Source organism: Peribacillus sp. NPDC097197 (assembly GCF_050278025.1).
In the GTDB taxonomy this organism is placed as follows: Bacteria; Bacillota; Bacilli; order Bacillales; family DSM-1321; genus Peribacillus.
The window spans coordinates 75,681-100,606 of record NZ_JBNNST010000010.1; the positions used below are offsets into that span (position 1 = coordinate 75,681).

Consider the following 24,926-nt stretch of genomic DNA (forward strand, 5'->3'; position numbering starts at 1 on the left):
GCTAAAAGGATGGATCGCTTGTGTGGACGGAAAAAGTAGAGGTCCAAGGACCCTATAATTTTGATCTTGTACTCGAACGATTATCGTTAGACCCACTTCAAGTAGTTGATTTTATGAACAGGACGGTAAAAGTTCCATTATATATAGAAAAAGTGCCAACCGTTTTACACGTACAGGCAATCGGTGACACCGAAGACCCGGTCTTCGTCATCAAAGGCCAATCAGAGGAAAACAAACCAAAGGCGCTGCAACGCTTAAAAAAAGTTTTCCACTGGCATGAGCCATTGGCTGCCGTTTCCCAGCACTTCCTGGAGTCAGATTTACGGGACATTTTCGAAGAGCACCGTGGCACGGCCATTGTCCTAGACTTCGATTACTATAGCTGCCTCGTCAAATGCATCATTCACCAGCAATTGAACCTGGCTTTTGCTCATACATTAACGGAACGGTTCGTTAAAACTTTTGGCTACCAAATCGATGGTGCCTGGTTTTACCCGACACCGGAAACGACTGCGCAGCTTCAGGTCGAACAGCTGAGGGCGATTCAATTCAGCGGCCGAAAAGCGGAGTACGTCATCGGTTTATCTCAGCAAATCGTCCAGGGTCACCTTGATGTGAATCAGCTGGACAAGCTATCCGATCAAGAGATTATGGATACACTTATAAAAATACGCGGAATCGGCAGATGGACGGCGGAAAACTTCCTGCTATTTGGCTTAGGGCGACCGAACCTTTTCCCAAAAGCCGATATTGGCATCCAAAATGCCCTGAAACAATTGTATGGCTTACCGCAAAAGCCGACCCATGAAGAAATGGAGACCTACAGTGTGAAGTGGGCCCCATATCTAAGCTACGCTTCCCTCTACTTGTGGAGAAGCATCGAAAAACGGAGTGAAAAGAAATGACAAACTTTCAAGATACAACCCTAGAAGTAAACCAAACCTTACCCTTAACGATTAAACGCCTTGGCATCAACGGAGAGGGAGTCGGCTATTTCAAAAAGAAAGTCGTCTTCGTCCCAGGTGCCCTTCCTGGTGAAGAAATCGTTGCGATGATCACGAAGGTGCAGCCGAATTTTTCCGAAGCAAAAATCAAAACGATCCGGAAAGAATCACCGCACCGCATTGCCGCACCATGTCCGGTCTACGAGCAATGTGGTGGCTGCCAGCTGCAACATTTAAGCTATGACCAACAATTGGTCGAAAAACGCGATATGGTCATCCAAGCGATGGAACGCCACACGGATTTCCCGATTGATTCATTGGATATCCAAGAAACGATCGGCATGAAAGACCCTTGGAACTACCGCAACAAAAGCCAATATCAAGTCGGCCAGAAAGATGGCAAGCTGATTGCCGGGCTTTACGGTTTGAATTCCCATACATTGATTGATATCCCGAACTGCCTTGTACAGCATAAGGCAACGAATAAAATCACGCGTACGGTGAAAAAGATCCTGAAAAACCTGAACATCTCAATCTATAATGAGAGAAAAAGAAAAGGTGTCATCCGTACGATCATCACACGCGTTGGATTTGAAACGGGCGAAGTGCAAGTGGTCTTAGTAACGGGAGCGGAAGAGATTCCACAAAAAGATCAATTGCTTAAACAAATCCGCGACCAATTGCCAGAAGTGAAATCGGTCGTTCAAAACGTCAACAACCAAAACACATCGCTGATTTTCGGCGAAAAAACGATCCACCTTGCTGGCGAAAAAGTCATCAACGAAACATTGGGTGACCTATCATATGAACTATCGGCGCGCACGTTCTTCCAATTGAACCCTGTCCAAACGGTTCGCATGTATGAAGAAGTGAAAAAAGCGGCAGCCCTAACAGGTACGGAAAAAGTCGTCGATGCTTATTGCGGCGTAGGGACGATCGGACTTTGGTTATCGGAAGATGCAAAAGAAGTACGCGGCATGGACGTCATCAAAGAATCAATCGAAGATGCCAAGAAAAACGCCATTAAACATAAACGCACCAACATGCACTACGAAACAGGAAAAGCTGAAAACATCCTGCCACGCTGGATCAGAGAAGGCTGGAAACCAGACGTACTAGTCGTCGATCCACCAAGAACCGGCCTGGACCAATCGTTATTGCAAACCATCCTGAAGGTCAAACCAAAAACCATTGTGTACGTATCATGTAACCCATCCACATTGGCAAAAGACCTGCATGAATTGAGTGCTCTATATAACGTAGAAACCATGCAGCCTGTGGATATGTTCCCTCAGACAAGTCATGTTGAAGTTGTGACGAAATTGACGTTGAAAAAGTAATCCAGATAAATAAAGATGTCCCATTCAGTCTCGGTTTTCGGTTCACTAACATGACCGAATTCCGGGCCTTTTTCATGGCAGCCCTTGGCGTGACTGTCTTTTCCTTTTCGAAGATGTTTATAGAATATCCAGTAAAAATCGAGGGAATCTGATAACCCCTAATGAGAGGACTTGAATCTGAAGATGAAAGATAATTTTTGGCGTGATTTACCACGACCTTTTTTTGTACTGGCACCGATGGAAGAAGTGACGGATGTTGTGTTTCGCCATGTAGTGGCTGAAGCAGGCAGACCCGATGTATTTTTTACAGAGTTTACAAACTCGGAAAGTTATTGTCACCCTGAGGGGAGACAAAGTGTGCGTGGGCGATTGACCTTTACGGAAGATGAACAACCAATGGTTGCCCATATATGGGGAGATAGACCTGAAAACTTCAGGGAAATGAGCATTGGTATGGCAGAACAAGGGTTTAAGGGGATCGATATCAATATGGGCTGTCCTGTTCCTAATGTAGCAGGGAATGGGAAAGGTAGTGGCCTGATCTGTCGTCCCGACGTTGCTGCTGAATTAATCCAAGCAGCAAAAGCAGGCGGATTGCCTGTTAGTGTAAAGACAAGGCTTGGCTACACGGAAGTCGACGAATGGCGCGACTGGCTAACACATATCTTGAAACAAGACATTGCGAACCTTTCCATCCATCTGCGTACAAGAAAAGAAATGAGCAAAGTGGACGCTCATTGGGAACTAATCCCGGAGATCAAGAAACTTCGTGATGAAGTGGCACCCAATACACTTTTGACGATCAATGGAGATATCCCTGATCGCGAAACTGGCTTGGAACTTGCTCGTAAGTATGGAGTGGATGGAATCATGATCGGACGCGGCATTTTCCATAATCCATTTGCCTTTGAAAAAGAGCCGAAAGAGCATAATAGTAGGGAATTGCTTGGTCTCTTAAGATTGCATATGGACCTTCATGATAAATATTCAGAAATCGTACCACGTTCGTTCAAGCCCCTACCTCGCTTTTTCAAGATCTATGTCCGTGGATTCAGAGGGGCAAGTGAACTGAGAAATCAATTGATGAACACAAAATCAACGGATGAAGTGCGCGCATTGCTTGATGTTTTTGAACATCCTGAAGTGGTGGAGGAACAGTAGGAACTTAATCAGACCTGGAATTCGGTAAAGTAACATTCCCGAATCCGGGTCTTTTTTTATATAGTAGTTTGTCCTCACTCCTTCTCAAGAACTCCCATATTAAAAAATAGCATGGATGGATCCAACCTTTGTGATTGATTATAAAGGTTTATTTTTGTTACAGTAAATTACATGTAATGATAAAATAGTAACAGAATGTTACAGAATTTTTTATCAGGAAGGAAGACTCCTAATGGACAAGCAATACTTTAATCTCATGCAATTATTTGACGTGTATGTTCGAAATTACCGCAGAATGAATCTGTCCAAGTTACATAACCGTTCAATGTTTACGAAACGTGAAATAGATTACTTCGCCAATCTTGGTGAGATGTTGGGATTTGATTCATTTATCGAAGATTCCAAGTTTGATAAAACAATGGGGCGTTCAAGACCGATGGATTTGTCATGGTGGAAATACGATGGGAGAGTTGATGAAGAAAATTTTTTATACCTTGCCCTGCATTTAGAAAGGGAGTCTATTTGGACTAAGGATATGGAGACAATCGAAAAACTCTTTTCAGATACAGAAGAAGGGTTTATTCCACATAATGTGATAGGTATCCAATACATAGAATCGGTAGACAGAATGGAATCTCTTAATGAATTAATTGTTCAAAAGAACGTAGTGCAGAACTCGAATGTTCTAATGATCTATCGTTATTATGACGCTCTATTTGATGTACAAAGAGTTTATGCATATAGCTTTACTCCCAATGGCTTAAAGGAAGTGAGGAAGGCTATCTGTGACAAGGACGATTCTGGCTACTGGTTTATGTCATTTGAAGAAGAGTATGCTAACTTTCGAAAAAATAAAGAGGCCACTAATATAATGCAATAATCGTTTTAAAAACAGGAAGTACAATGGAGGGACTTATATTGTTGAGTTTTGAACATAAGAAGTCAATTTTTCATTCATTTAAAGAATTGCAGGAAGAACCAATCAGTAATAATAGAATAAATTTTATTTATCCTGATAGTTTGCAAAAAGGGAAGACTCTTGCTACCCAATTACATCCGAGTGGAAATGGGTATGTAGTTGGAAAATATATGGACCCTGAAACAATTATAAAAAAGGGTTATGAAGTGGATCCACGAGGATGGATAAAGATTAAGAATTTTTCATTGGAAGAGTTAAATGAGATTATTTCAACTGCAATGATTTCTATGTCAGGTACAGAAGCAAGAGGATAAGGAGCGAACGCTATAAGCTCTAATTAGGATACTGGAATTATAAGCAAAAACATGTACCACATGATTTTTATTGGAATAAATTGGTTAATCAAGTGAAGCACTTCTTCTAATGTTTCTTGTTATACTTGTCTTAGTAGTTAGACTGGAATATTGAAGGGTGATATGGAAGTGAAAGCATCTGAAACGAATTTTTTGAAGTTTCTTCAAGGTACAAAACAATTTATAATCCCGATTTATCAGCGGAAATATAGTTGGACTGCAGAGCAATGTAAACAGCTTTGGAACGATATTTTACGAGCATCTAAAGATGATGATATTAAGGGGCATTTTGTTGGGTCTATCGTTTACATTGAAAAGGGTCTATATCAAATCTCAGCTGTACCGCAATTACTTGTCATTGACGGACAACAGCGTATGACCACGCTTACTTTGCTGTTGCTTGCTTTAGGTGAGGCAATAAAAGACAGCGGACAAACGTTTGATATAACTAGAAAGAAAATCATGAATTACTATTTAGTAAATAATGAAGAGGAAGATGAGCTTTATCATAAACTTCTCCTGACGCAAACAGATAAAGAAACACTACTCAGCTTAATAAATGGGAAAGAGCTTCCTGAAGAATACTCGCAAAGAGTGTTTGAAAACTTCCAGTTCTTTTTAGACCAAATTAGAAAAAGTGGGATCGACCTTAATTTACTTTATCGGGGCATAGCCAAACTCATTGTTGTTGATATATCTCTTGACCGTGATCACGATAATCCACAACTGATTTTTGAAAGTTTGAATTCAACAGGACTTGACTTGTCACAAGCCGATTTAATCCGCAATTATGTCTTGATGAAACTTGACCCAGCCGAACAAGAGGTCCTTTATAAGAATTATTGGCATCCTATGGAGAAAAGATTTGGTGACTTAAGTGAATCATCCTTATTTGATAGGTTCATGCGTGACTATTTAACGGTCAAGATGGGGCGTATACCAAATATTAGAAACGTGTATGCGGATTTTAAAGAGTATGTTGCTCAACTAAAAGAGGTGGATATTGAGACAATTCTAAAAGACATTTATCAATACTCTAAGTACTTTGTGCTCTTAGCCTTTCAGACCGAAAAGGATAAAGAGATTAATGCTATTTTAAAAGATATTAATTCCTTAAAGGTTGATGTTTCATATCCATTCTTACTTGAAGTGTATGATGATTATTTCAACCAAAAGGTAACTCAGGCTGAATTTATTTCGATTCTAAAGTTGGTTGAGTCGTATGTTTTTCGTCGAGCAATTTGTGGAGTGCCAACAAATTCACTTAATAAAACCTTTGCCACGATAAGCAAGGAAATAAACAAAGAAAAATATGTAGAAAGCCTACAGGTTATTTTAGCACTTAAAGACTCTTATAAGAGGTTCCCGAATAATGAAGAATTTATAAGGGAACTTACCGTAAAAGATGTATACAACTTTCGGAATCGCAACTATTTATTAAGAAAGTTGGAAAATTACAATAGAAAAGAAATTGTCGAAATTGAGAGCTATACGATTGAACATATCATGCCTCAAAATGAAAATATGTCTATTGCATGGAGAAATGATTTAGGAGTAAATTGGGAAGAAGTTCATAAGACCTATCTTCATTCTTTAGGGAATTTAACTTTAACGAGATATAACTCTGAATTGAGCGATAGACCATTCAAAGAAAAAAGGGACATGGATGGTGGCTTTGCTGATAGTCCTTTACGTTTGAATCGAGGTATAGGTCAACTTGAACTATGGAATGAGCAAGAAATTGTGAATAGAGGAAAGAGGCTTGCGGAACAGGCGATAGTAGTCTGGAGCTATCCAGAGCTGTCCGAAGAAGTCATTTCACAATATAAGAAAAAGCCTAATGACAATGAGAAAGTAAAATATACAATCGATGATTTTCCTGAATTAACGGGAGCCATGTTAGAATTATTTGAACAACTAAGAAAAAGAATTTGTAACTTGGATAGTTCTGTAAGGGAAGAATTTAAAAAACTATATATTGCTTACAAAACAACAACAAACTTCGTAGATATTGTTCCCCAAAAAAGTAGACTTCGTTTAAGTCTTAACATGCCATTTAGTGAAATACATGATCCAAATGAAATATGTAAAGATGTTACGAATTTGGGTAGATGGGGAAATGGTGATGTCGAGTTCGGAGTTACAAATGAAAGTGAGCTTGAATATGCCATGTTCCTCGTACAACAATCTTTTGATAAACATAGGGACGAAGAGTAAGGATCTCAAATATCCATTTAAAATAACCTGTCTACTTTAGGCAGGTTATTTTTTCAGTTAATTTGCCTTTAACTAGTACTTGAAAATGTAATAGGACTTACCAATACTCTATTGGTGCTATTATCATTGTTATTGCTTTGAGTTTAATTTTAGTTGTATATAATTAGTAAAGAAACAGATGGGGGCTTTCATATGATACATATTGTTTTCGGTGCATCGGCTTCAGGGAGCGTAAGGTTCTTTTTAAGGGAAATGGGTCTTGAAAAAGTGGAGAAGGTTATCTCTTTTTGGGACATATTTTCAATCGGGCCAGTACGGCAGCTGCATGAGGAAAAGGGGATTCAAGCTAGATTTGAGTGGATGAAGACGTACATACATGACGAATTTGGCGATTTTCCCGATTATGAACAGAAGTTTGAAAAGACGATCAAACAAATACAGTCTATTCCTGAAGGAAGTCATCTAACCATTTGGACTTCATCTAATGCACATGAACAAACAGGATTGAGGTTGATTGTTTATCTTTTAAAGGAAAAAAATCTGGATATTAGCCTTATTAACACGACAAAAGCGTACGAAGAACTGTTTCAAGTGAAAAAGGTGAAATATACACCACTTCATACAGGTGAAATTCCCTCTGAAAAGCTTCAATCCATATATGAAAAGGGTAAAAGAAAGTTATGTACTGACCATGATCGAGAAGATTTAGAAAAAGAGTGGCAATGCCTTTCAGATAATCAAGAAACATTACGAATATGGAGAAATGGAAGGATTCAGAGCGTTCCTGAAGATTATTATGATGCATTCATTATGAAGAAAGCCAAAAAGCTACATGGCCAACAAAAGACTAAGGATTTTATGATATCCGCAAGGCTTATTGGCGAGGTGTTGGGGCATTTAGATCAGTATGTAGGGGATGCGTTTCTTGAATCTCGACTGAAAAAGCTGGTTGAACTAGGATTATTTGAAACGGAAGGTAATCTTGAAGGGATACGGTTTTATAAGATTAGATTAAAACAGGACAACTGAAATCAGGGGGGAAAGAATGAAGCGAATTAAATGGCTCGCGATTCCTTTATTGGGATTAATCCTTGCAGGATGCGTGGATTCCACAGCGCGGGTTGAAATAAATAAAGATAAAAGTGCGGATCTCTCGCTTGAAGCTGCCATGGACGGTGATATGTATGCGCTGGCCGGTCCCTATATAGAAAAGGCACTGAAGGGGACGGATTACAAGCTGGAACAAGGCGAAAATGCCATCAAGGTGTATAAACATTACCCTTCTCTTGAAGCGCTGAACTCCATCCAGGACGGATCAGGTGAGAGTAAGATTTTCGTGGATGAGAAGGACTCTTTCTTTTATACAGCCTATGATGTGAAGGCATCCGTTGATTTACAAAGCCAGCTTAACCGGTACATAGGGGAGGTAACCAGCAACACCTTCATACAATCCATCATTCTTCAAAAGCTAGACCAATCGGATCTTAAACTGGAAGTAGCCCTTCCATATAAGCTCTTTGGCTCAAATAATGCCGATGAGGAGAATGGTAATACCCTATCCTGGGATATCTCGACAGCTACCGAAACGCCTGTCGAGTTTGAAGTGTTTGTTCCGAAGGTTAAAACAATCGCCACTACAGCGGGAATTGTGGTTGTTTTCATTATCGGGGCTGTCATCTTGATTGTGAAAGGCAAGAGAAAGAGGAAATAATTGAGTGGAGACTTTCATGTACGGCATGGAGGTCTTTTTTTCTATCTAATTGCTTGTGATATATTTAGAGTCATAAAAGTCAGGGAATCCATCTACTTGAAAGCTTTCGGAAAAGAGGATGGGAATGGCGGAACGAGGCATTTAAGGGGAGAGTTTATATCTTGCCCAACACTTAGAAGGTGAATTTACTTGGACTAAGGAAATAGATATTGAAAAAAAATTTTCCGATATTGAAGAAAGATTCGTTCCTTATAGTAAGATAGGTATCTAATATATAGAATCTGTAGGCAGAAAGTTTATCTTAACGATTTAATCATTCAAAAGAATGTAGTTCAGAATTCGAACGTGCTAATGGTCTACCGTACTTATAATACTTTTGATATAGAAAGAGTTTTGCATTTTATAGGTCTATTCCAAAAAGTTTAAAGGAAAAAAGGAAGGATATCTGTGACCAGAAGGAGATTGGTTTATATCATTGAAGAAGAGTATGCTCCTTTTCGATAATGCAATGGCCTCTATGTTAAATAATAAGCAGGATAGAAGTGAGGTAACAGAGAACAAAGAACAAATATTCCTACTGAAATTACAAGTTCATAAAGGTTGGATCTTCAAAGGACTATGTCTTGATCAGGTTGTGTAGGAGAGTAAGACTAGTAGGAACAACGCTATTCAGATAATACATTTTTTGCTATAGTAAGAATGGATTGTTATAGATTATTATAAAAGAGTATTACGTATACGACGTTCATTTTTTCATCCAGATTACTAATAAAGGAGTTTGTTAATATTTTGAAGAAAAAAAAGGTATTTTATGATGAAGTCACTTTCATTAGGGCTATTGCATGTATATTAGTCCTTACTGTACATGTAACAGCCACGTTATTTTATAGCAGTAAAGAATTCACAGCCGAACCTTTGTTGTTTTTCAATCAAATTGCTAGAATGGGAACGCCAATTTTTGCTATTATTAGTTCCTTTTTGCTCATGATTTCGGTTGTTAATAGGGGATTTAATTTAAATTATTTCCTTAAGACAAGAATTACAAAAATTCTTTTTCCATATATTATATGGTCCTTTGTATATTTAGTTTTCAATATTTATTTCTTAGAGAAAGATAATAATTTTGGTGAATTCTTTGGGCAGCTTATATATGGAACGGCATATACACATCTCTACTTTTTCTTGGCGGTTTTTCAGTTTTATATAATTTTTCCTTTTGTCCAACGACTGAGTAATCCGAAACTCATTATTTTCACCTGTTTGACAATCATCGTGAATGTTATTTGGATTAATCATACCCCCATTCAATTCAACAGTGAATTTTTAACAAACTTCTTTTATGGTAGACGATCCTTTCTTTTAAACTGGATTGGCTTCTTCGGAATTGGATTAGTTTTCGCTAAATTTTTCCATGAGATTAAAAGTTTCATTGCTAAAAATCAATTTCTATTCTTAATTCTCTTCGGGTTGGCCTTCATGGAGACTTGGATTATCATATCCACAAATAATGGAATCTTTAGCTCAACAAGGGTGGAAAATCTGTATTTGGTACCACTGTTCATTTCAGTTTTACTCATTATATATAATCTCATCAAAAAAGAAACAATTGTACGCGAAATCTTTAAGAAGATAGGGAATTATTCAATGGGGATTTACCTTATTCATCCGCTTGTCCTATCATTTTTTAAAACTAAGATCATAGATCATTATGGAAGTATGTCTGTATTGGAAAGTTCGATGTTTGTTTTTGCACTTATAGCCGTGTTAGGTGTCTGTATGGCCTTGGTTCATTTAATCAGTCTCCTACCGTTTTCTTCCTATGTTGTTCCAATTCCTCAACGGAAAAACAAAAAGGTTAAAAAGGAAGAGGAAGTGCCTTACCTTAAAGCCAATTAAGAAGGATATTAGTCAAAATAAAATAAAACCCGAATACGTTGATTCATCAACATTTTCGGGTTTTTGGTCATTTTTGAGAGAATATCAGGTGAATGGTAATATGTTTCATATATTGAAAAGGCACTGAAGGGGACGGATTACAAGTTGGAACAAGGCGAGAATGCCATCAAGGTGTATAAACATTACCCTTCTCTTGAAGCACTGAACTCTACCCAGGACGGATCAGGTGAGAGTAAGATTTCCGTGGATGAGAAGGACTCTTTCTTTTATACAGCCTATGATGTGAAGGCATCCGTTGATTTACAAAGCCAGCTTAGCCGGTACATAGGGGAGGTAACGAGCAACACCTTCATACAATCCATCATTCTTCAAAAGCTAGACCAATCGGATCTTAAACTGGAAGTAGCGCTTCCGTATAACCTCTTTGGATCAAACAATGCGGATGAGGAGAAGGGTAAAACCCTATCTTGGGATATTTCGACAGCTACCGAAACGCCTGTCGAGTTTGAAGTGATTGTTCCGAAGGTTAAAACGATCGCCACTACGGCCGGAATTGTGGTTGTCTTCATTATCGGGGCCGTCATCTTGATTGTGAAAGGCAAGAGAAAGAGGAAATAATTAAGGGGAGACATTCATGTAGCATGTTATAAATGAGGGGAGTGGAAAGAAATGAAATTTAAAACAAAGTTTTATCTAAGTGCAGCAGCTTTAGTTGTTTTGATGAGAATCTTTTTAGTTGCGACTAAGTCTTATTTTAATAATAAAGAAATTAATGTAGCCAGTGATCAATGTTATGAAAAAGGGGGGCAACCGAATGTTAGTATGACTGCCCTTACTCTTAATTATTCTTTTTCTTGTGAAAGTGAACAATAATTACCTTAATAAAAGGAAACTTATATGACATCTATCAACCTGACAAGTCTTTTTCTTGTCGGGTTTTCTTTAGTATATTGGTCGTCTCTATTTACTGGATAACTCCTTCACCATCAATACATGTGGGATTCCGTCTTCCATAAATAGATCGGATGAAGTCAGATACCCGAGGTTCTCATAAAAGCCTTCTGCCTGTTTTTGTCCGTGCAATTTCACTTTGGACACTTCATTTTTTTCTGCTATTTCTTCGAGTGCTTTAATGATTATTTTTCCATACCCCAATTTACGGTAAGCTTTTAAGATGCAAATTCTTTCTAATTTACCAAAGCCATCAACTGTTCTTATTCTACCTGTCCCTACTGGTAGTTCATTGTGATAAGCTAAAATGTGTTCGCATTGACCATCAAGTGTATCGAATTCGTCAAATTCAACTTCTAATGGAACGCCCTGTTCTTCTACAAATACCTTGCTTCTGATATGGAATGCCTGTTTTAGCTCATTCTCTTCGATTATCTTTTTTACTTTCACTTTTCTTCGTCCCTTTCTCAACTGTTTCAAGTTATATCGTACAATATTTTTTGTTGCAAATGCAACAAAAATCCATTACTATTTGTATTAGCAAATACGGGTGATTGGTGGTGTTGAACATATGAAGGAAGTGCTTCGTGAGATTGGAATGGTAGCAAGGGCCTTGGATTCTATTAGCAATATAGAGTTTAAAGAATATGACCTTACAAAAGGGCAGTATTTGTACCTTGTGCGCATATGCGAGAATCCAGGAATCATTCAAGAACGGGTAGCAGAAATGATAAAAGTAGACCGAACCACGGCAGCTCGTGCAATAAAGAAATTGGAGATACAAGGTTTTATTGAAAAGAGAGAGGATACGCATAACCAAAAGATCAAAAAGCTTTTCCCAACTGTAAAAGGCGAAAGTGTGTATCCTTTCATCAGAAGAGAACATGATCATTCCAATAGAGTCGCATTAGCTGGATTATCCGAAGAAGAAGTGGAAACCCTTTTTTCTCTTCTTCAAAAAGTGAGAAAAAATATAGAAATAGACTGGGATTTTGTGAAAAAGGGAAACAAGAGAAATTATTAATAAGTAGAGGAGCAGAATATTACAATGACGATGCATATACGAAAGTGTACCCTTGAAGATTTGCCACTACTCCAAGAGATTGGCTGCGAAACATTTAATGAGACCTTTAAGGATCAGAATTCCCCCGAAAATATGAAGGTTTATTTGGAAGAGGCGTTTAATTTAAAGCAATTAGGAACGGAATTATCCAATCCCTCTTCGGAATTCTTTTTTATCTATTGTCATACAGAAGTCGCCGGGTATTTAAAGGTGAATATCGATGAAGCCCAGACAGAAAAGGAGGGTGATGAGTCACTTGAAATTGAGAGGATTTATATAAGAAAGGAATTTCAAGGGCAGGGATTGGGTCATCATCTTATAAGTAAAGGAATAGAATTGGCGAAAGACCAGAGTAAGAAGAAAGTCTGGTTAGGCGTGTGGGAAAAAAATGAGGGGGCCATCAAATTTTATGGAAAAATGGGCTTTACTCAGACTGGAAAGCATTCCTTTCAAATGGGAGATGAAAAACAGACCGATCTTGTGATGACTAAAATACTTATGTGAATTATAGGATATTTTTATAAAGAAGAGGATGAAGCATTCTGGACAAAACAAGAGTAATGGCTTATTTTAGTGCGTTCGGTGAGGATTTCCCTGTGGATATAATAACGAATGTTCTTGATATGGAACCTACAAAAATCTATAATAAGGGAGATGTAATCAATCACCCTAATCTAGTATCAACTACTAGTAAAAGAAGAAAACACACCGATTGGATTTTAAGCACTGGATACCAAGAGTCGTACGATATTAATGATCAGTTGAATTTGATTCTAAAATCCCTTGTAGGGAAAACGGAAGAATTAAATCAGCTCAAAAAGAAATATGATTTAGAGTATCTTTTTATGATTGTCATAGAAATAGTTAATGATGAAAAACCGGCAATGTATTTAGAGAAAAACATGATAGATTTTTCTAGCCGTATTCAAGCGGAAATCCAATTCGATTTATACATAATTAGTTAAGGATATCCAAATAGTCACCTGCACTCGACTCGACCTGACAAGTATTTTTGTCAGGTTTTTTTAAAAAGATAGAAATAAAGAATCCATTTTGTCATTTCTCCGTCTCGGCTTCCAAAAGAGGAACTATAATATTTCATTGTCGTATATATAAGCCATTTTCTTCAATGATATCCTTACACTTCTTAAAACCTATTTTCGTCTTAGAATAAACAGGAAAGGACAACTCATAATTCCCAATTATCACGGTATCCATAGAAGGAAAGTAAAAGTTTGCAAAATACAGTTCATCCACTGAAAGTTTTGTTAAAAAGTTAAGGGCTTCCATATCACCTATTTTGTAAATTCCCTTACTATTGGAAAACAATTTTCGAAAGAGATTCGCCTCTACTTGGTTTAAACAACTTAATATGTATTTGAACCGTTCCTTTTTCATTCCTTTTTTATAAATGTTTACATACACTTCATTCTCTTCTATATAAAAAAGATTCGTAAAAGTGCTAACGAATTTTTCACTGTACTTAAAATTATGACTTCTCTTCAATAACTCACTTGCCTCTTCTTCATTAAGAACTCGATCATATACATCCATTATACCGATATGGTTGTATACCTTACTTGGTTCTTCGAGAAGATGAGTATTGAATTTTTTAAACTTTGAATGAAGCATATCAATTTCTTCATTTGTTGCCAATTCCACCTTCATATTTTTCCTCCAATATTAATTTTGTTCTTATAAGATTTTATCATCTAATTGAACTAAACTGCTGTGTTTAAGTGTAAACCTTCGCAAACCCATTTTAGGTAAAAATCATTCGATTAGTTAAAGGGTAAGTGTCACTATACATTTTATGATAAATCAATTTTTTCCTTTATAGCTATTCTTTTAATATTTAAGCGATTTCCTCTTCCAGAAATTAATCGTTTTAAATCCTACCCACGGGGTAAAGTATAAGAGAGTTAGGGTATTTTATCCTAAGAGAAAATATACGTGGATAGTGCTGGTTACCCGGTTCTTATTCATTACAACGGAGGTTTTTTCATGACAACTAAGAATAAAGTAGCGATTATCACAGGAGCAGGAAGCGGATTAGGACAAGCTACAGCGGTTCGAATGGCTGAAGAAGGAGTCAATATCGTTGTAGTGGACGTTAATGAAAAGGGTGGGAACGAAACGGTTGAAATGGTGAAAAAATTAGGAGTCGATTCTTTTTTCATCAAAACGGATGTTTCCAAAGCAGAAGAAGTGAAGAACTATGTGGATCAAACAGTAGAGAAATATGGCCAAATCGATTATTTCTTTAACAATGCAGGGATTTCTGGTAGCGGTAAGTATTTCTTGGATACGGACGTGGAAGAAATTGAAAAGATCGTTCAAATCAATTTAATGGGTGCTTTATATGGCGTTCGTTATGTAGCCGAGGTCATGCTGAAAAATGGCAGTGGATCGATTGTTAATACAGCTTCAAGCGCGGGTGTGATCGGACAAGATTCAGTAGTGACATATTCCGCTACGAAACATGCTATTGCAGGGTTAACGAAGTCCATGGTGGCTGAATACGCAAAAGAAGGTCTGCGTGTGAATGCAATTGCACCAGGACCTACTGAGACACCGATGGTCAAGGCTTTCTACGAGGCGAATCCGGCCATGAAAGAGAACGCAACGAAGGGAATCCCGCAAAAAAGGTTGGGAACTCCGGAAGAGGTTGCGGAACTTGTAACCTTCCTATTGACGTCTAAAGCAGAATATATCAATGGAGAAGTTATTCGCATTGATGGTGGATTTACTAATACCAAATAATCATAGATCAGCAAAAAGCCTGTTTCGATTGGAACAGGCTTTTTGCATGTCTTCATTTATAGAACTCTACGGAGCGTTTGTTGCCGGATCGGGCCATACCTCTTATGATGTAATGAGTAGGGGGTGAATCAATGGATACTAGCAAAGTGGGCCATTTGATTTTACGATTGCGGAGGGAAAAAGGGTTCACGCAAAAGGAATTGGCTGACAGGATGAACCTTTCTGACCGGACGATTTCAAAATGGGAGCGTGGCCAAGGCTGTCCGGATATCTCCCTGTTACCGGAATTGTCCTCCCTCCTAGGTGTGAACATTGAACATATTCTGGAGGGCGAACTCGCTTCCAATGATTTTGTAGGAGGAAATATGAAAAGGTCAAACTATTTTGTGTGTCCATCTTGTGGGAATATTACCTTAAGCACCGGTAACGCTGCTGTTTCTTGTTGTGGAAGAAAGTTGGAGGCACTTGTACCGAAGAAAGCGACGGACGAGGAAAAGCTGGAAGTTACACAGGTTGAAGAGGATTGGTTCATTTCAAGCGATCATCCTATGACCAAAGAGCATTATATTTCTTTTATTGCCTTTGCTACAGGAGACCAGGTCCAACTTATCAAACAATATCCGGAATGGGGGCTGCAAACCCGCATTCCGAAGCGTAAACACGGCATGTTGCTTTGGTACTGCACGCAGCACGGTTTGTTTTATCAGTTGATTTAAGGAGAAAAAAAGCCATCAATCTATAAAATAGTTCTACCAACAGGCAGTCAGCCCTTGATAGGGGCCCTGCCTTTTTACTGTGGATAAGTGAATTGGAAATTTGAGAAGTATTCACATGATATTGTATGATGAATGATAGGATCTTTTTTAATGATAAGAACGGAACATGGTATATCAACCATACATAGAGGGGGGAAAGTACATGGAAATTGGATTGACTACTTTTGTGGAAACGACACCGGATGTAGAAACGGGTAAGGTACTTAGCCATGCCGAACGTATACGTGAGGTAGTGGAGGAGATTGTATTAGCGGATGAGGTGGGACTGGATGTCTACGGGGTAGGAGAGCACCATCGGAGGGATTATGCGGCTTCCTCACCAGCTGTCGTATTGGCCGCCGCTGCTTCACGGACAAAACGGATTCGTCTTACAAGTGCTGTGACGGTGTTGTCTTCAGACGATCCGGTACGAGTATTCCAGCAATTTTCGACACTTGATGCGATTTCGAATGGACGTGCGGAAATCATGGCGGGCCGGGGTTCTTTCATCGAGTCGTTTCCGCTATTCGGGTATGATTTGGATGATTACAATGAGCTGTTCGATGAGAAGCTGGACCTGCTGTTGAAAATCCAGCAGTCCGAAAAGGTGACCTGGAGTGGCAAGCATCGTCCAGCCATTCAAAACCGTGGGATTTACCCGATTCCTGTTCAGGATCCTTTACCTGTTTGGATTGCGAGCGGTGGTACTCCACAATCTGTTGTTCGCGCAGGCATGCTTGGACTACCACTTGTTCTTGCGATTATCGGCGGAAGCCCGAGACAGTTTGCAGGGCTCGTCCAACTGTATAAAAGGGCGGTCAAAGAGGCAGGGCATGACCCAAGCAAGTTACCAGTTGCCTCCCACTCACATGGATTCATTGCCGAGAGTACCGATCTTGCAACAGAGAAATTTTTCCCTTCCACTCAGAAAGCGATGAACGTGTTAGGAAGAGAGCGTGGGTGGGGAGAATACACCCGTGAAACCTTCGATTCGGCACGTAGTTTAGAAGGTGCCCTATATGTAGGTGACGCGGAGACCGTGGCGAAAAAAATCATTCACCTTCGTAAAACCGTGGGAATCACGCGCTTCATGCTGCATGTTCCCGTCGGATCGATGCCACATGATGATGTGATGAAAGCCATCGAACTATTGGGTAAAGAGGTGGCCCCAATAGTACGGGAGGAAATTGCGAGATGGGAAGCAGAGGGCGGCGAGGAATCGTAAGCCTTTGAGGCGATTCACCCAAACTTAATGTCGGATCCATCTTTTTTAGGTATAATAAAACATACAGTACACTTACAGCATCCGGGAATCTGTAAACGATTCTCGGATTTTCAGTTGCCTTCGTTTTTAGTATTGGAAGAATTTACTCGGGCAATGATAAAGAGGAAGCTACTGAAAAGGGTGCGAATATAGGAGGTTTATGGATGCATAATCATGATATTTTAATCAGAGTACGATATGCTCTCGATATAAAAAATAAAGATATGGTAGAGATTTTCAAACTTGGCGGCGTGAACGTGACACAAGAAGAAGTGATGGAGATGCTGACCAAGCCAAAAGAAGACGACTATGACGAATACGAAGATGATGAAGTCGACTTTTACGAATATGAAGACGAAGAAGATACAATCAAATGCAATAACAAGATGATGGAGTCCTTTTTGAATGGCCTGATCATTTTCAAAAGAGGCAAACAAGAGCCAAAACCGGGACAATCAGAGAGCCCGGCACCAACAGGCAAGGAAAGTGTGAACAACGTCCTTCTTAAGAAATTGAAAATCGCGCTCACGCTAACAAGCGAGGATATGATTGAAATCCTGGGAGATGCAGGAGTCAACATAACCAAAGGGGAATTAGGCGCCATTCTTAGAAAAGAAGGCCATCGGAATTATAAACAGTGCGGCGACAGATATGCTCGTAATTTCTTAAAAGGGTTAACGTTGAAATATCGGGGATAAGTAAAACGCATCTGATTGTTTCAAGTTGTGCATAAGATGTGGATGAAGGCTTGAGTGATGAGGAGAGATTCTTATTGCTTGAGCCTTTTTGTGTATAACTTTATTGGGTTGATTTATCAGTTTTAATGGGCATAAGTTCCTGAAATTTTATTTAAAAAAGGATATATACACAATGCTCTTGGGAACTCTCAAGTTAAGAACATCTTAATTTTCCTGTTCAACGGGGTTGAAGAGGAGTTCAAAATATCAGAAAGCGTTAAATAGGGAGAACCGTATCATAATAGTTATTGATATATACAAAACTGTATTTTGCAGTCAATTTAAGAAGTATAATATATAGAGTAAATTAATATGCAACCAAATAGGCTATAAATATGTACTGAATTATGCGTATATAAATTTAATTACTGTAAGGAGTTATGACTAGCATGTTCGTAAGGTTAAGGAAATCTTTCTATAGAACCATTAATAAAATTTTTACTGAAACAGTTATTGAAGTGTTGTTCATGGGAGCAATTTTAGTAGCTATCTATTTCTCATTAGGTTTAAATGGTCAAAACTTTTTTAGTAAAGTCGATGTAACGGTATTTTTAGCGGTTATCGTTGCATTTATAGTAAATATGGTCAAAACATCGATTTCTAGATTCATTCGTAAGAAAATTGAGGATTTTAATAAGCTCTCAGATGACTATAATTACTTAATTAAACAGTATCCTTGCGAGAAGAATTTAATAAAGTATAAGAATACTGCTATAATTAACCGTTTTTTATATAGAAAAACGTTAAAAAAATATAAAGATGGCAAGGTGAAATTTCCTGTCATTATAGAGCGCATTTTATATGATGCTAAATTTGAAATTGAAGACAAACCTCAAGAGCAATACGAATTACCAGAACGTATAAAAGAAAATTATGAAACGATTATGCATGCACATGAGTTCTCAGACGTATATAACCAATTAAATATCCGTTTAAGTGATTATGAATATGACAAAGCAACAAATAGTTTAAAGTTGATTACTACAAGAACAACTTATTTTGATTCTTTAGTTACGAACCGGGCAATGGATTATAAATGGGGATTGAAAAGTAGTAATCGTGAAATTTACGATTTCGGTCCCTACGTAAACCCGCTAAAAGAATCTAAGCTTTCAAACCATTTAGGTTTCAATGGCTTTGTAGAAACATCAGACGGTAAAATTGTATTCGTAAATCGCAGTAACAATGTTTCAATTGGAAAGGGAACTTTGGGGAATAGTGTTGGAGCATCATTAAAAACAATGTACGCGCTTAATGAAGACAAAGAGTTTACAGAGAATGGTTTAGTTGAAAGTATGATTAAAGAAATACATGATGAACTAAAGCTGGAACGAGAAGATTTTAATTTTTCATCAAAAAACATTATTGCAATATACAGAGATTTAGTAGAAGGTGGAAAGCCGCAGCTATTGTTTTATGTGAAAACTTCTAAATCTTCAAAGGAAGTGGATGAAACTTTTATAAATGCTATAAAGAAAACAGAGAAGGCGTATTTGCAAACTAAATTAGCAATGGATGGTAATGAGTTAGTTTTCATTGATCGTAATCGATTAAAAGAAGTCTATATAACGCCAGAAATGATTATTTTTGGGGGTAGATCATATTTAACAATGCCAAGTGCTTCAGCGGCCATTGTAATTTTAATGAATTACCTTGAGGGACGTGAAAAGAAATGAATATTGTGGAGAGAAGCTTAGTAGGAAAACAAGTAGATCAGTCTTTGTGTGAAGATGGTATTTTTATAAGTAATGATTTTATCGCTGTAATTGATGGTGTTACGTCTAAAGGAGAATTACTCTGGAATGGTCATAAAAGCGGTATATATGCAAAAGATTTAATTATAAATTTGCTAAAAGAAATACCAAGTGATATTTCGAATATAGCTTTACTTAACAGTATTAATAATTTATTTAAACATGAGTTCGCTAAAAGAAATATTTCTAATTCAATTAACGAGTATTTACGAGCATCCTTGATTATTTATAGTAAGCATTATAAAGAGGTTTGGTCGTATGGTGATTGCCAGTGTATAATCAATGCACAATATTACCCTCATACGAAGATAGTAGATGAATATGTTGCTAATATACGAGCCCTCTTTATTGATTCGTTTATAGAAAACAATTTAAAGGGAGATACTAATTATATAAATACGTTAAGTAGAGAAGCAATCAACGTATTTTTACAGAGACAATTATATTTAGAAAATAAAAATAGTGAGTTTTCATACGGTGTACTAAACGGACAACCTATCAATAGCGCCTACTTAAATGTATATACCGTTGAAAGTGGCGCGGAAGTTATTTTAGGAAGTGATGGTTACCCGAGGCTATTTAGTACGTTAAAAGAAAGTGAAGGATATTTAAAGAAAATCTTAGTGGAAGATCCTTTATGTTACAAGCGATATAAATCAACGAAAGGTGTAGAAGAAGGTCAATTAAGCTTTGATGATAGAGCATATATTAAATTTATAACTGAATAAATCAAAGTTGATGGTTTCAATCTTTGCATAACGTGTGAATGAAGGCTTGAGTGATAAGGATAAATTCTTATAGCTTGAGCCTTTTTGTGTATAAATTTTTTTATTTTGTTCCATTTTTTAAGAAGTAAAGCCTTTTCGCGTAAGGACAGTCGTACCTTTTGCTTTATACACGCTGTCACTACTTATACGTCTACAATATAAATGGAAGAATTACATCAAAGGACAACCTCCCGTTCATACTAATGTTGGGAGGTATACCAACTTATGATACATATATGGATGACTGGTCTTTTATTATTTGCTCAACCTGTTGAGCTTTCTGACAGCTTAACAGTGACCCAACAAGGGCAACCCATAGCTAGTGTTAACCGTGAAAATTTCACACTGCCCCTTCCTGGTACGCCAATGATTGATGATGAAAAATTTGGTACATTCATCGATAAGCTTGATCAACGAATCTACAGGGCCCCTATAGATGCTAGAATCAACAGTCAGGGGAAAATCGTCCCAGGACAGGTAGGGTATAAACTATATCGACAGGCATTAAAGGAGCAGTTTTATGCCTATTTCTTTGGTAAAGGTTCTTCCAAGATAGAGGTACCAAAAATGGATGTTTATCCAAAAGTGGATAGTGAGTTACTTGCTAACATACGGATACAAAAGATTGGTCAGTACGTGACTTATTTTAATTCTAACAATAAAAGTCGTTCGCAAAATATCTCACTTGCCGCAAAAGCAATTGACAATCACGTTGTTTTTCCTAATGAGACGTTCTCCTTTAACCAAGTTGTAGGGAAGAGGTCTAAAGGCAAGGGGTACATGAGTGCTCCCATTATCGTTAGAGGTGAATTGTCTGAAGGGGTTGGTGGAGGGATTTGTCAGGTGTCATCAACCTTGTATAATGCTGTCGACCGTGCAGGGCTACGAATTGTCGAGCGGTATTCCCATAGCAGGCATGTACCATATGTTCCATCCGGCCGGGATGCTACGGTAAGCTGGTATGGACCTGACTTTCGCTTTCAAAACAAGTATAACCAACCAGTTTTGATTAGGGCTAAACGATATGGAGGAAGTATGATTGTTACACTTTACTCCTCTGACGTGATTAATAACGAGCAAAAAGAAGTTCCCAAGGCTCCAGTTAAGTTACCGAAAGAAATCAAAATCGATCCATAATAAAGAAATCAATGAGGGAGCGATTGCTTGATGATGAGCAGTCGCTTTTTAACTAATCGAATCCGAGAGTTCTATAATGGTTTTATCAGTAAGTCTGGTGTATTAAAGAAAAGCCTTAAACATTTGAAATAAAGTGTTTCAAGTGGGTTTTAATATTGTCTGAAAAGGAGTGGTATCATTTAGTGACGAATTATTATAAGAAGACAAATGTTATTGGAGGACAATAGAGGTGAATTGGATTGAATTGAAGGAGGAATCGGATAGCAAGGATTTGCTAGAGCGATTCGGTTATTTTCATGATGGATGCTTGAGGGAAATGCATATGTGGACAGGAACTTATGTAGATGTAGATCTTTCCATGACTGTTTCTGGAGAATTAGATACAAATGTAAAAATGTTATTTCAACGTCAATATAGCAATCCATCTGCAATTGAATTGCTTTTTGAAGGTGTAACGGGTATTCATATTATCCCGACGCCAGAAAATTATGATTCAATTATCAGAGATGCCACTATTTTGAAATGTAACCGCAATTTTTATTGGGCGGATGACTCTAATTTTCATCCTGAAAAGGGAATTGAAACTAGCGTGAGTTGGATTGCAGCAAAAAAGCTTAAGTGGAGAGAAGCAAACGATTGGTTGGGCAAGCAAAACCGATATGGGGATAATGAATAAGAAAGAGTAGAGTTTTAGATATCAATAGAGTATTGATAAGATTTATTATTTTCAGTTCTGATAGTTACTATAACTTTACATTGATTTGACCAAATACTTAATTTGGTACTCATATTTAGCCCCCAGTTCGATGACGGTTTAACTGTAGTGTTACCTAAGTTTTTGAGAGCTTCTTTAGAAAATTTTTTATATAGAGATTCTTTTTTATATATTTGAACTTGCTCAATAGACACATTTTCCTTGGCTTCTAAATTAAGAAGGGTTATTGATAAACTCTTAATTACATTATTAATAGTAGAAGAGCTAGATTTATATAAATATAAATTCGGACGTCCGATATTGTTACTTTTCTTGAGGTACTAATTCCTTCAATTGTTGATGTTATTGTAATTGTACCTTCTGATAAACTATTTAATACACCATTTTTATCAATTGTAGCGACTGATTCATCAGAACTATTCCAGACTACGTTTTGATTAGTGGCGTTCTCTGGATGTATATTAGCTGTTGATTCTTTGCGTTTTTAATAGAAACAGGGGCAATAATTTCAATTTTTGAGACAGCAATTTTTTCTACAGGGACTGCTCGTCGTACTTCTATTGTGTTTCCACTTGCGTCTACTACTTCATATGTTACTAAGTATTTTCCTTCAATGTTTGTATCTACTGAACCACTTGTTTTAATAGTTTCAGTAATGTCACCGTCATTATTGTCAGAAGCACTAATACCTGTTAAGGGATTAAATTCGTCATTAAAATTGATTTGTGTGTTCTGAACACCAGAGATATTAGGCTAGATTATATCAATAACGGTAATTGTACGAGTAACTGTTACTTTATTCTTTACTTTATCGGTAACAGAATAAGTGAGCTTATAGGTACCAGCCTTTTTGGTATTCACAATACCAGAAACAGAGATACAGCTTAAGATTTAACTTTTTTGTGTCCAAAATATTGACTCAATCCATATTTAGTTTTATTAATCTGCTTCTTTTGTATAAAGTTTCTTCCAAATAGAAAATTATTATATTACTATTTTCCTTCCCAAAAAAAATGAAATAGTATATATTAATGAAATAATTGGTAGTGGGGTAAGAGAAAGGAAGAAATCTTATAATGGAATATTGTACCCAATGCGGTCACAAACTAGAATTTGGTCAAGCTTTTTGTACAAATTGCGGAACAAGGCCTGAAAATCAAGCAAATTCAATGCCTAATTCTTCAATAAAGCTAAAGGAAGAAAGGTCAATAGTAAGGAAGAACAACATACTACTTGATAAGAAAACAAAAGTTATCACTTTTTCTATTATCGGTATGGTATTGCTTTGCGTTGTTGCATATTTTGTTGTGAATGCTTTAAAGGAGCCGGAAATGGCTGTTGAAAGTTCAAGTGAGAAGTCTAATGAGGAAGGTCCAAATCACCATTTAGACGATGAAGAGGAAAATGGAGAAAAAATAGCGAATAATGATGAAGAAGCAATGTTAGAACGTTATACAAAAAAATTAGAAAGACTAAGAATCGTTAGTGAAGGACAGGACATCACGGTCGGTGACTGGGATATTAATCATAATAACAATACATTATACTTTGAAGCAAAAAATATCCCATCAGAAGACTTGAAAAGTATTTTTTCTCTTTATGATGATGGCGACATAGATCCTACAAACACATGGGCAAAAGAAGTAGTTAGCATAGTTGAAGAGCTTGCTGGTGAATTACATACAGATTGGAATATAGAAGTAGGAAATAATTGTGTAACTCAATACCCAAATAAGCTTTCTTCATCAGATTTAATGGGTTACTCCGGTTCATGTGGTTACTCTATTCCGGTATTAACAGGATCAGATAAAGCTAGCTTAGCATTAATTGTTAACGATGAAGTATTTTCTTCTCCTGCAAGTGCTGATTCTGAATCGAATAACGAAACATCTTCAGGTACAGAAGCTGATAATGCAAGTGAGGTTGGCTCTTTTATTAAAAAATATATAGAGGCCAGTGTTACGGCAATTAATCGGAAAGAGTTTTCGCTTGTAGAACCGTACATTGATCCGAGTGGAAAGACATATAAAGAACAAAAAGAGTATACAACCCATTTAAACAAAAAAAATATTACAGAAGAACTTATGAATCTTGAGGTGGAAAAGATATCAAAGGTAGATGAATCCACTTATGAAGTAGCGACATATGCAGCGTATAAAATAATAGGCAGTGATAACTCAATACAGTATAAGAATTTTAATAGTGTTCATAAGGTAAAGTTTTTGGAGGATGGAGAGTTAGCTGTAAATGAGCTTCTTAGTTCAACCGAAGTCAAAAGAGACTAATATAGTTATGCAATACGACCTTTTTAAGTAAAACGACGGAAAATGGAAGGGGCTGTCTAATAAGCCCTTATTCCAGGGAATTTCACAAAAATAAAGAGGCAGAAATGTTGTTAAAGCAACGTTTCTGCCTTTTACCATTTATACAATTTCGGTATAATTACCCCTTTTGGGACAGCCCCTTCAATTTTTATATT

At 37.4% G+C, this 24,926-nt stretch carries 28 protein-coding genes; 23 read left to right on the forward strand and 5 right to left on the reverse strand.

Annotated elements, in window-relative coordinates:
• Positions 1–20 precede the first annotated feature (20 nt).
• From ACQKL6_RS14345 to ACQKL6_RS14395, 11 genes are all read left to right on the forward strand, one after another.
• A complete protein-coding gene (locus ACQKL6_RS14345) occupies positions 21–905 on the forward strand; it encodes a DNA-3-methyladenine glycosylase family protein (protein ID WP_402989096.1) in 885 nt (294 codons plus the stop codon).
• On the forward strand, positions 902–2,284 hold the full coding sequence (gene rlmD, locus ACQKL6_RS14350; protein WP_402989092.1) for a 23S rRNA (uracil(1939)-C(5))-methyltransferase RlmD: 1,383 nt from the start codon (positions 902–904) through the stop codon (positions 2,282–2,284). Before ACQKL6_RS14345 ends, rlmD begins: the two co-directional genes overlap by 4 nt.
• A 183-nt stretch (positions 2,285–2,467) precedes the next feature.
• Positions 2,468–3,445, forward strand: a complete 978-nt coding sequence (locus ACQKL6_RS14355) for a tRNA dihydrouridine synthase (protein WP_427651388.1) — start codon at positions 2,468–2,470, stop codon at positions 3,443–3,445.
• A 232-nt stretch (positions 3,446–3,677) separates the two neighbouring features.
• Positions 3,678–4,325, forward strand: coding sequence for a hypothetical protein (locus tag ACQKL6_RS14360; protein ID WP_427651329.1), 648 nt, complete (start codon positions 3,678–3,680; stop codon positions 4,323–4,325).
• A gap of 38 nt (positions 4,326–4,363) precedes the next feature.
• Positions 4,364–4,678 carry a hypothetical protein gene (locus ACQKL6_RS14365; RefSeq protein ID WP_427651330.1) on the forward strand — a complete coding sequence of 105 codons (315 nt, stop codon included), beginning with the start codon at positions 4,364–4,366 and terminating at the stop codon, positions 4,676–4,678.
• A 162-nt stretch (positions 4,679–4,840) separates the two neighbouring features.
• Positions 4,841–6,934 carry a GmrSD restriction endonuclease domain-containing protein gene (locus ACQKL6_RS14370; RefSeq protein ID WP_427651331.1) on the forward strand — a complete coding sequence of 698 codons (2,094 nt, stop codon included), beginning with the start codon at positions 4,841–4,843 and terminating at the stop codon, positions 6,932–6,934.
• 192 nt (positions 6,935–7,126) lie between these two features.
• Positions 7,127–7,963 (forward strand): DUF1835 domain-containing protein, encoded by an 837-nt coding sequence (locus ACQKL6_RS14375; RefSeq protein ID WP_427651332.1) that lies wholly within the window; start codon positions 7,127–7,129, stop codon positions 7,961–7,963.
• A 16-nt stretch (positions 7,964–7,979) separates the two neighbouring features.
• The gene (locus ACQKL6_RS14380) at positions 7,980–8,645 is read left to right on the forward strand and encodes a hypothetical protein (protein WP_427651333.1); all 666 of its coding nucleotides are present in this window, start codon (positions 7,980–7,982) and stop codon (positions 8,643–8,645) included.
• A 789-nt stretch (positions 8,646–9,434) separates the two neighbouring features.
• Positions 9,435–10,541 (forward strand): acyltransferase, encoded by a 1,107-nt coding sequence (locus tag ACQKL6_RS14385; protein WP_427651335.1) that lies wholly within the window; start codon positions 9,435–9,437, stop codon positions 10,539–10,541.
• A gap of 144 nt (positions 10,542–10,685) precedes the next feature.
• Entirely contained in the window at positions 10,686–11,159 is a 474-nt protein-coding gene (locus ACQKL6_RS14390; RefSeq protein WP_427651336.1) for a hypothetical protein, read from the forward strand.
• Between the two features lie 51 nt (positions 11,160–11,210).
• Entirely contained in the window at positions 11,211–11,414 is a 204-nt protein-coding gene (locus tag ACQKL6_RS14395) for a hypothetical protein (protein WP_427651337.1), read from the forward strand.
• An 87-nt stretch (positions 11,415–11,501) separates the two neighbouring features.
• On the opposite strand, the gene ACQKL6_RS14400 is transcribed toward ACQKL6_RS14395, so the two are convergent.
• Positions 11,502–11,942: a GNAT family N-acetyltransferase gene (locus tag ACQKL6_RS14400; RefSeq protein ID WP_427651338.1), complete on the reverse strand. Its 441-nt coding sequence runs from the start codon at positions 11,940–11,942 to the stop codon at positions 11,502–11,504.
• A gap of 121 nt (positions 11,943–12,063) precedes the next feature.
• Between ACQKL6_RS14400 and ACQKL6_RS14405 the strand changes: the two genes are divergently transcribed.
• The 3 genes from ACQKL6_RS14405 to ACQKL6_RS14415 are packed head-to-tail and all read left to right on the forward strand — an operon-like array spanning position 12,064 to position 13,520.
• Positions 12,064–12,516, forward strand: coding sequence for a MarR family winged helix-turn-helix transcriptional regulator (locus tag ACQKL6_RS14405; RefSeq protein ID WP_427651339.1), 453 nt, complete (start codon positions 12,064–12,066; stop codon positions 12,514–12,516).
• Between the two features lie 24 nt (positions 12,517–12,540).
• The gene (locus tag ACQKL6_RS14410) at positions 12,541–13,059 is read left to right on the forward strand and encodes a GNAT family N-acetyltransferase (protein WP_427651340.1); all 519 of its coding nucleotides are present in this window, start codon (positions 12,541–12,543) and stop codon (positions 13,057–13,059) included.
• A gap of 56 nt (positions 13,060–13,115) precedes the next feature.
• Positions 13,116–13,520 (forward strand): DUF4279 domain-containing protein, encoded by a 405-nt coding sequence (locus ACQKL6_RS14415; protein ID WP_427651341.1) that lies wholly within the window; start codon positions 13,116–13,118, stop codon positions 13,518–13,520.
• A 133-nt stretch (positions 13,521–13,653) separates the two neighbouring features.
• Here the strand turns inward: ACQKL6_RS14415 and ACQKL6_RS14420 are convergent, their stop codons facing one another.
• Positions 13,654–14,223 (reverse strand): hypothetical protein, encoded by a 570-nt coding sequence (locus ACQKL6_RS14420; RefSeq protein ID WP_427651342.1) that lies wholly within the window; start codon positions 14,221–14,223, stop codon positions 13,654–13,656.
• A gap of 336 nt (positions 14,224–14,559) precedes the next feature.
• Between ACQKL6_RS14420 and ACQKL6_RS14425 the strand changes: the two genes are divergently transcribed.
• From ACQKL6_RS14425 to ACQKL6_RS14460, 8 genes are all read left to right on the forward strand, one after another.
• Positions 14,560–15,318: an SDR family NAD(P)-dependent oxidoreductase gene (locus ACQKL6_RS14425; RefSeq protein ID WP_427651343.1), complete on the forward strand. Its 759-nt coding sequence runs from the start codon at positions 14,560–14,562 to the stop codon at positions 15,316–15,318.
• A 131-nt stretch (positions 15,319–15,449) separates the two neighbouring features.
• Positions 15,450–16,034: a helix-turn-helix domain-containing protein gene (locus ACQKL6_RS14430; protein ID WP_427651344.1), complete on the forward strand. Its 585-nt coding sequence runs from the start codon at positions 15,450–15,452 to the stop codon at positions 16,032–16,034.
• 202 nt (positions 16,035–16,236) lie between these two features.
• The gene (locus ACQKL6_RS14435; protein WP_427651345.1) at positions 16,237–17,298 is read left to right on the forward strand and encodes an LLM class flavin-dependent oxidoreductase; all 1,062 of its coding nucleotides are present in this window, start codon (positions 16,237–16,239) and stop codon (positions 17,296–17,298) included.
• 203 nt (positions 17,299–17,501) lie between these two features.
• Positions 17,502–18,035: a DUF1456 family protein gene (locus ACQKL6_RS14440; RefSeq protein WP_402989048.1), complete on the forward strand. Its 534-nt coding sequence runs from the start codon at positions 17,502–17,504 to the stop codon at positions 18,033–18,035.
• 428 nt (positions 18,036–18,463) lie between these two features.
• Complete coding sequence (locus ACQKL6_RS14445; RefSeq protein ID WP_402989045.1) at positions 18,464–19,750, forward strand: hypothetical protein; 1,287 nt, start codon at positions 18,464–18,466, stop codon at positions 19,748–19,750.
• Positions 19,747–20,556 carry a hypothetical protein gene (locus ACQKL6_RS14450; RefSeq protein WP_402989042.1) on the forward strand — a complete coding sequence of 270 codons (810 nt, stop codon included), beginning with the start codon at positions 19,747–19,749 and terminating at the stop codon, positions 20,554–20,556. Before ACQKL6_RS14445 ends, ACQKL6_RS14450 begins: the two co-directional genes overlap by 4 nt.
• A gap of 264 nt (positions 20,557–20,820) precedes the next feature.
• Entirely contained in the window at positions 20,821–21,732 is a 912-nt protein-coding gene (locus tag ACQKL6_RS14455) for a VanW family protein (RefSeq protein ID WP_402989039.1), read from the forward strand.
• Between the two features lie 229 nt (positions 21,733–21,961).
• Positions 21,962–22,408, forward strand: a complete 447-nt coding sequence (locus ACQKL6_RS14460) for a hypothetical protein (RefSeq protein WP_402989036.1) — start codon at positions 21,962–21,964, stop codon at positions 22,406–22,408.
• Between the two features lie 280 nt (positions 22,409–22,688).
• Here ACQKL6_RS14460 and ACQKL6_RS14465 read toward each other — a convergent pair whose 3' ends face one another.
• The 3 genes from ACQKL6_RS14465 to ACQKL6_RS14475 are packed head-to-tail and all read right to left on the reverse strand — an operon-like array spanning position 22,689 to position 23,338.
• Positions 22,689–22,907 (reverse strand): Ig-like domain-containing protein, encoded by a 219-nt coding sequence (locus ACQKL6_RS14465; protein WP_402989401.1) that lies wholly within the window; start codon positions 22,905–22,907, stop codon positions 22,689–22,691.
• The gene (locus tag ACQKL6_RS14470; protein WP_402989398.1) at positions 22,874–23,194 is read right to left on the reverse strand and encodes an immunoglobulin-like domain-containing protein; all 321 of its coding nucleotides are present in this window, start codon (positions 23,192–23,194) and stop codon (positions 22,874–22,876) included. Before ACQKL6_RS14470 ends, ACQKL6_RS14465 begins: the two co-directional genes overlap by 34 nt.
• A gap of 6 nt (positions 23,195–23,200) precedes the next feature.
• Positions 23,201–23,338: an immunoglobulin-like domain-containing protein gene (locus ACQKL6_RS14475; RefSeq protein WP_427651390.1), complete on the reverse strand. Its 138-nt coding sequence runs from the start codon at positions 23,336–23,338 to the stop codon at positions 23,201–23,203.
• Between the two features lie 185 nt (positions 23,339–23,523).
• Here ACQKL6_RS14475 and ACQKL6_RS14480 point away from each other — a divergent pair, with 185 nt between their 5' ends.
• Positions 23,524–24,732, forward strand: coding sequence for a TcaA NTF2-like domain-containing protein (locus ACQKL6_RS14480; RefSeq protein WP_427651346.1), 1,209 nt, complete (start codon positions 23,524–23,526; stop codon positions 24,730–24,732).
• Positions 24,733–24,926 lie beyond the last annotated feature (194 nt).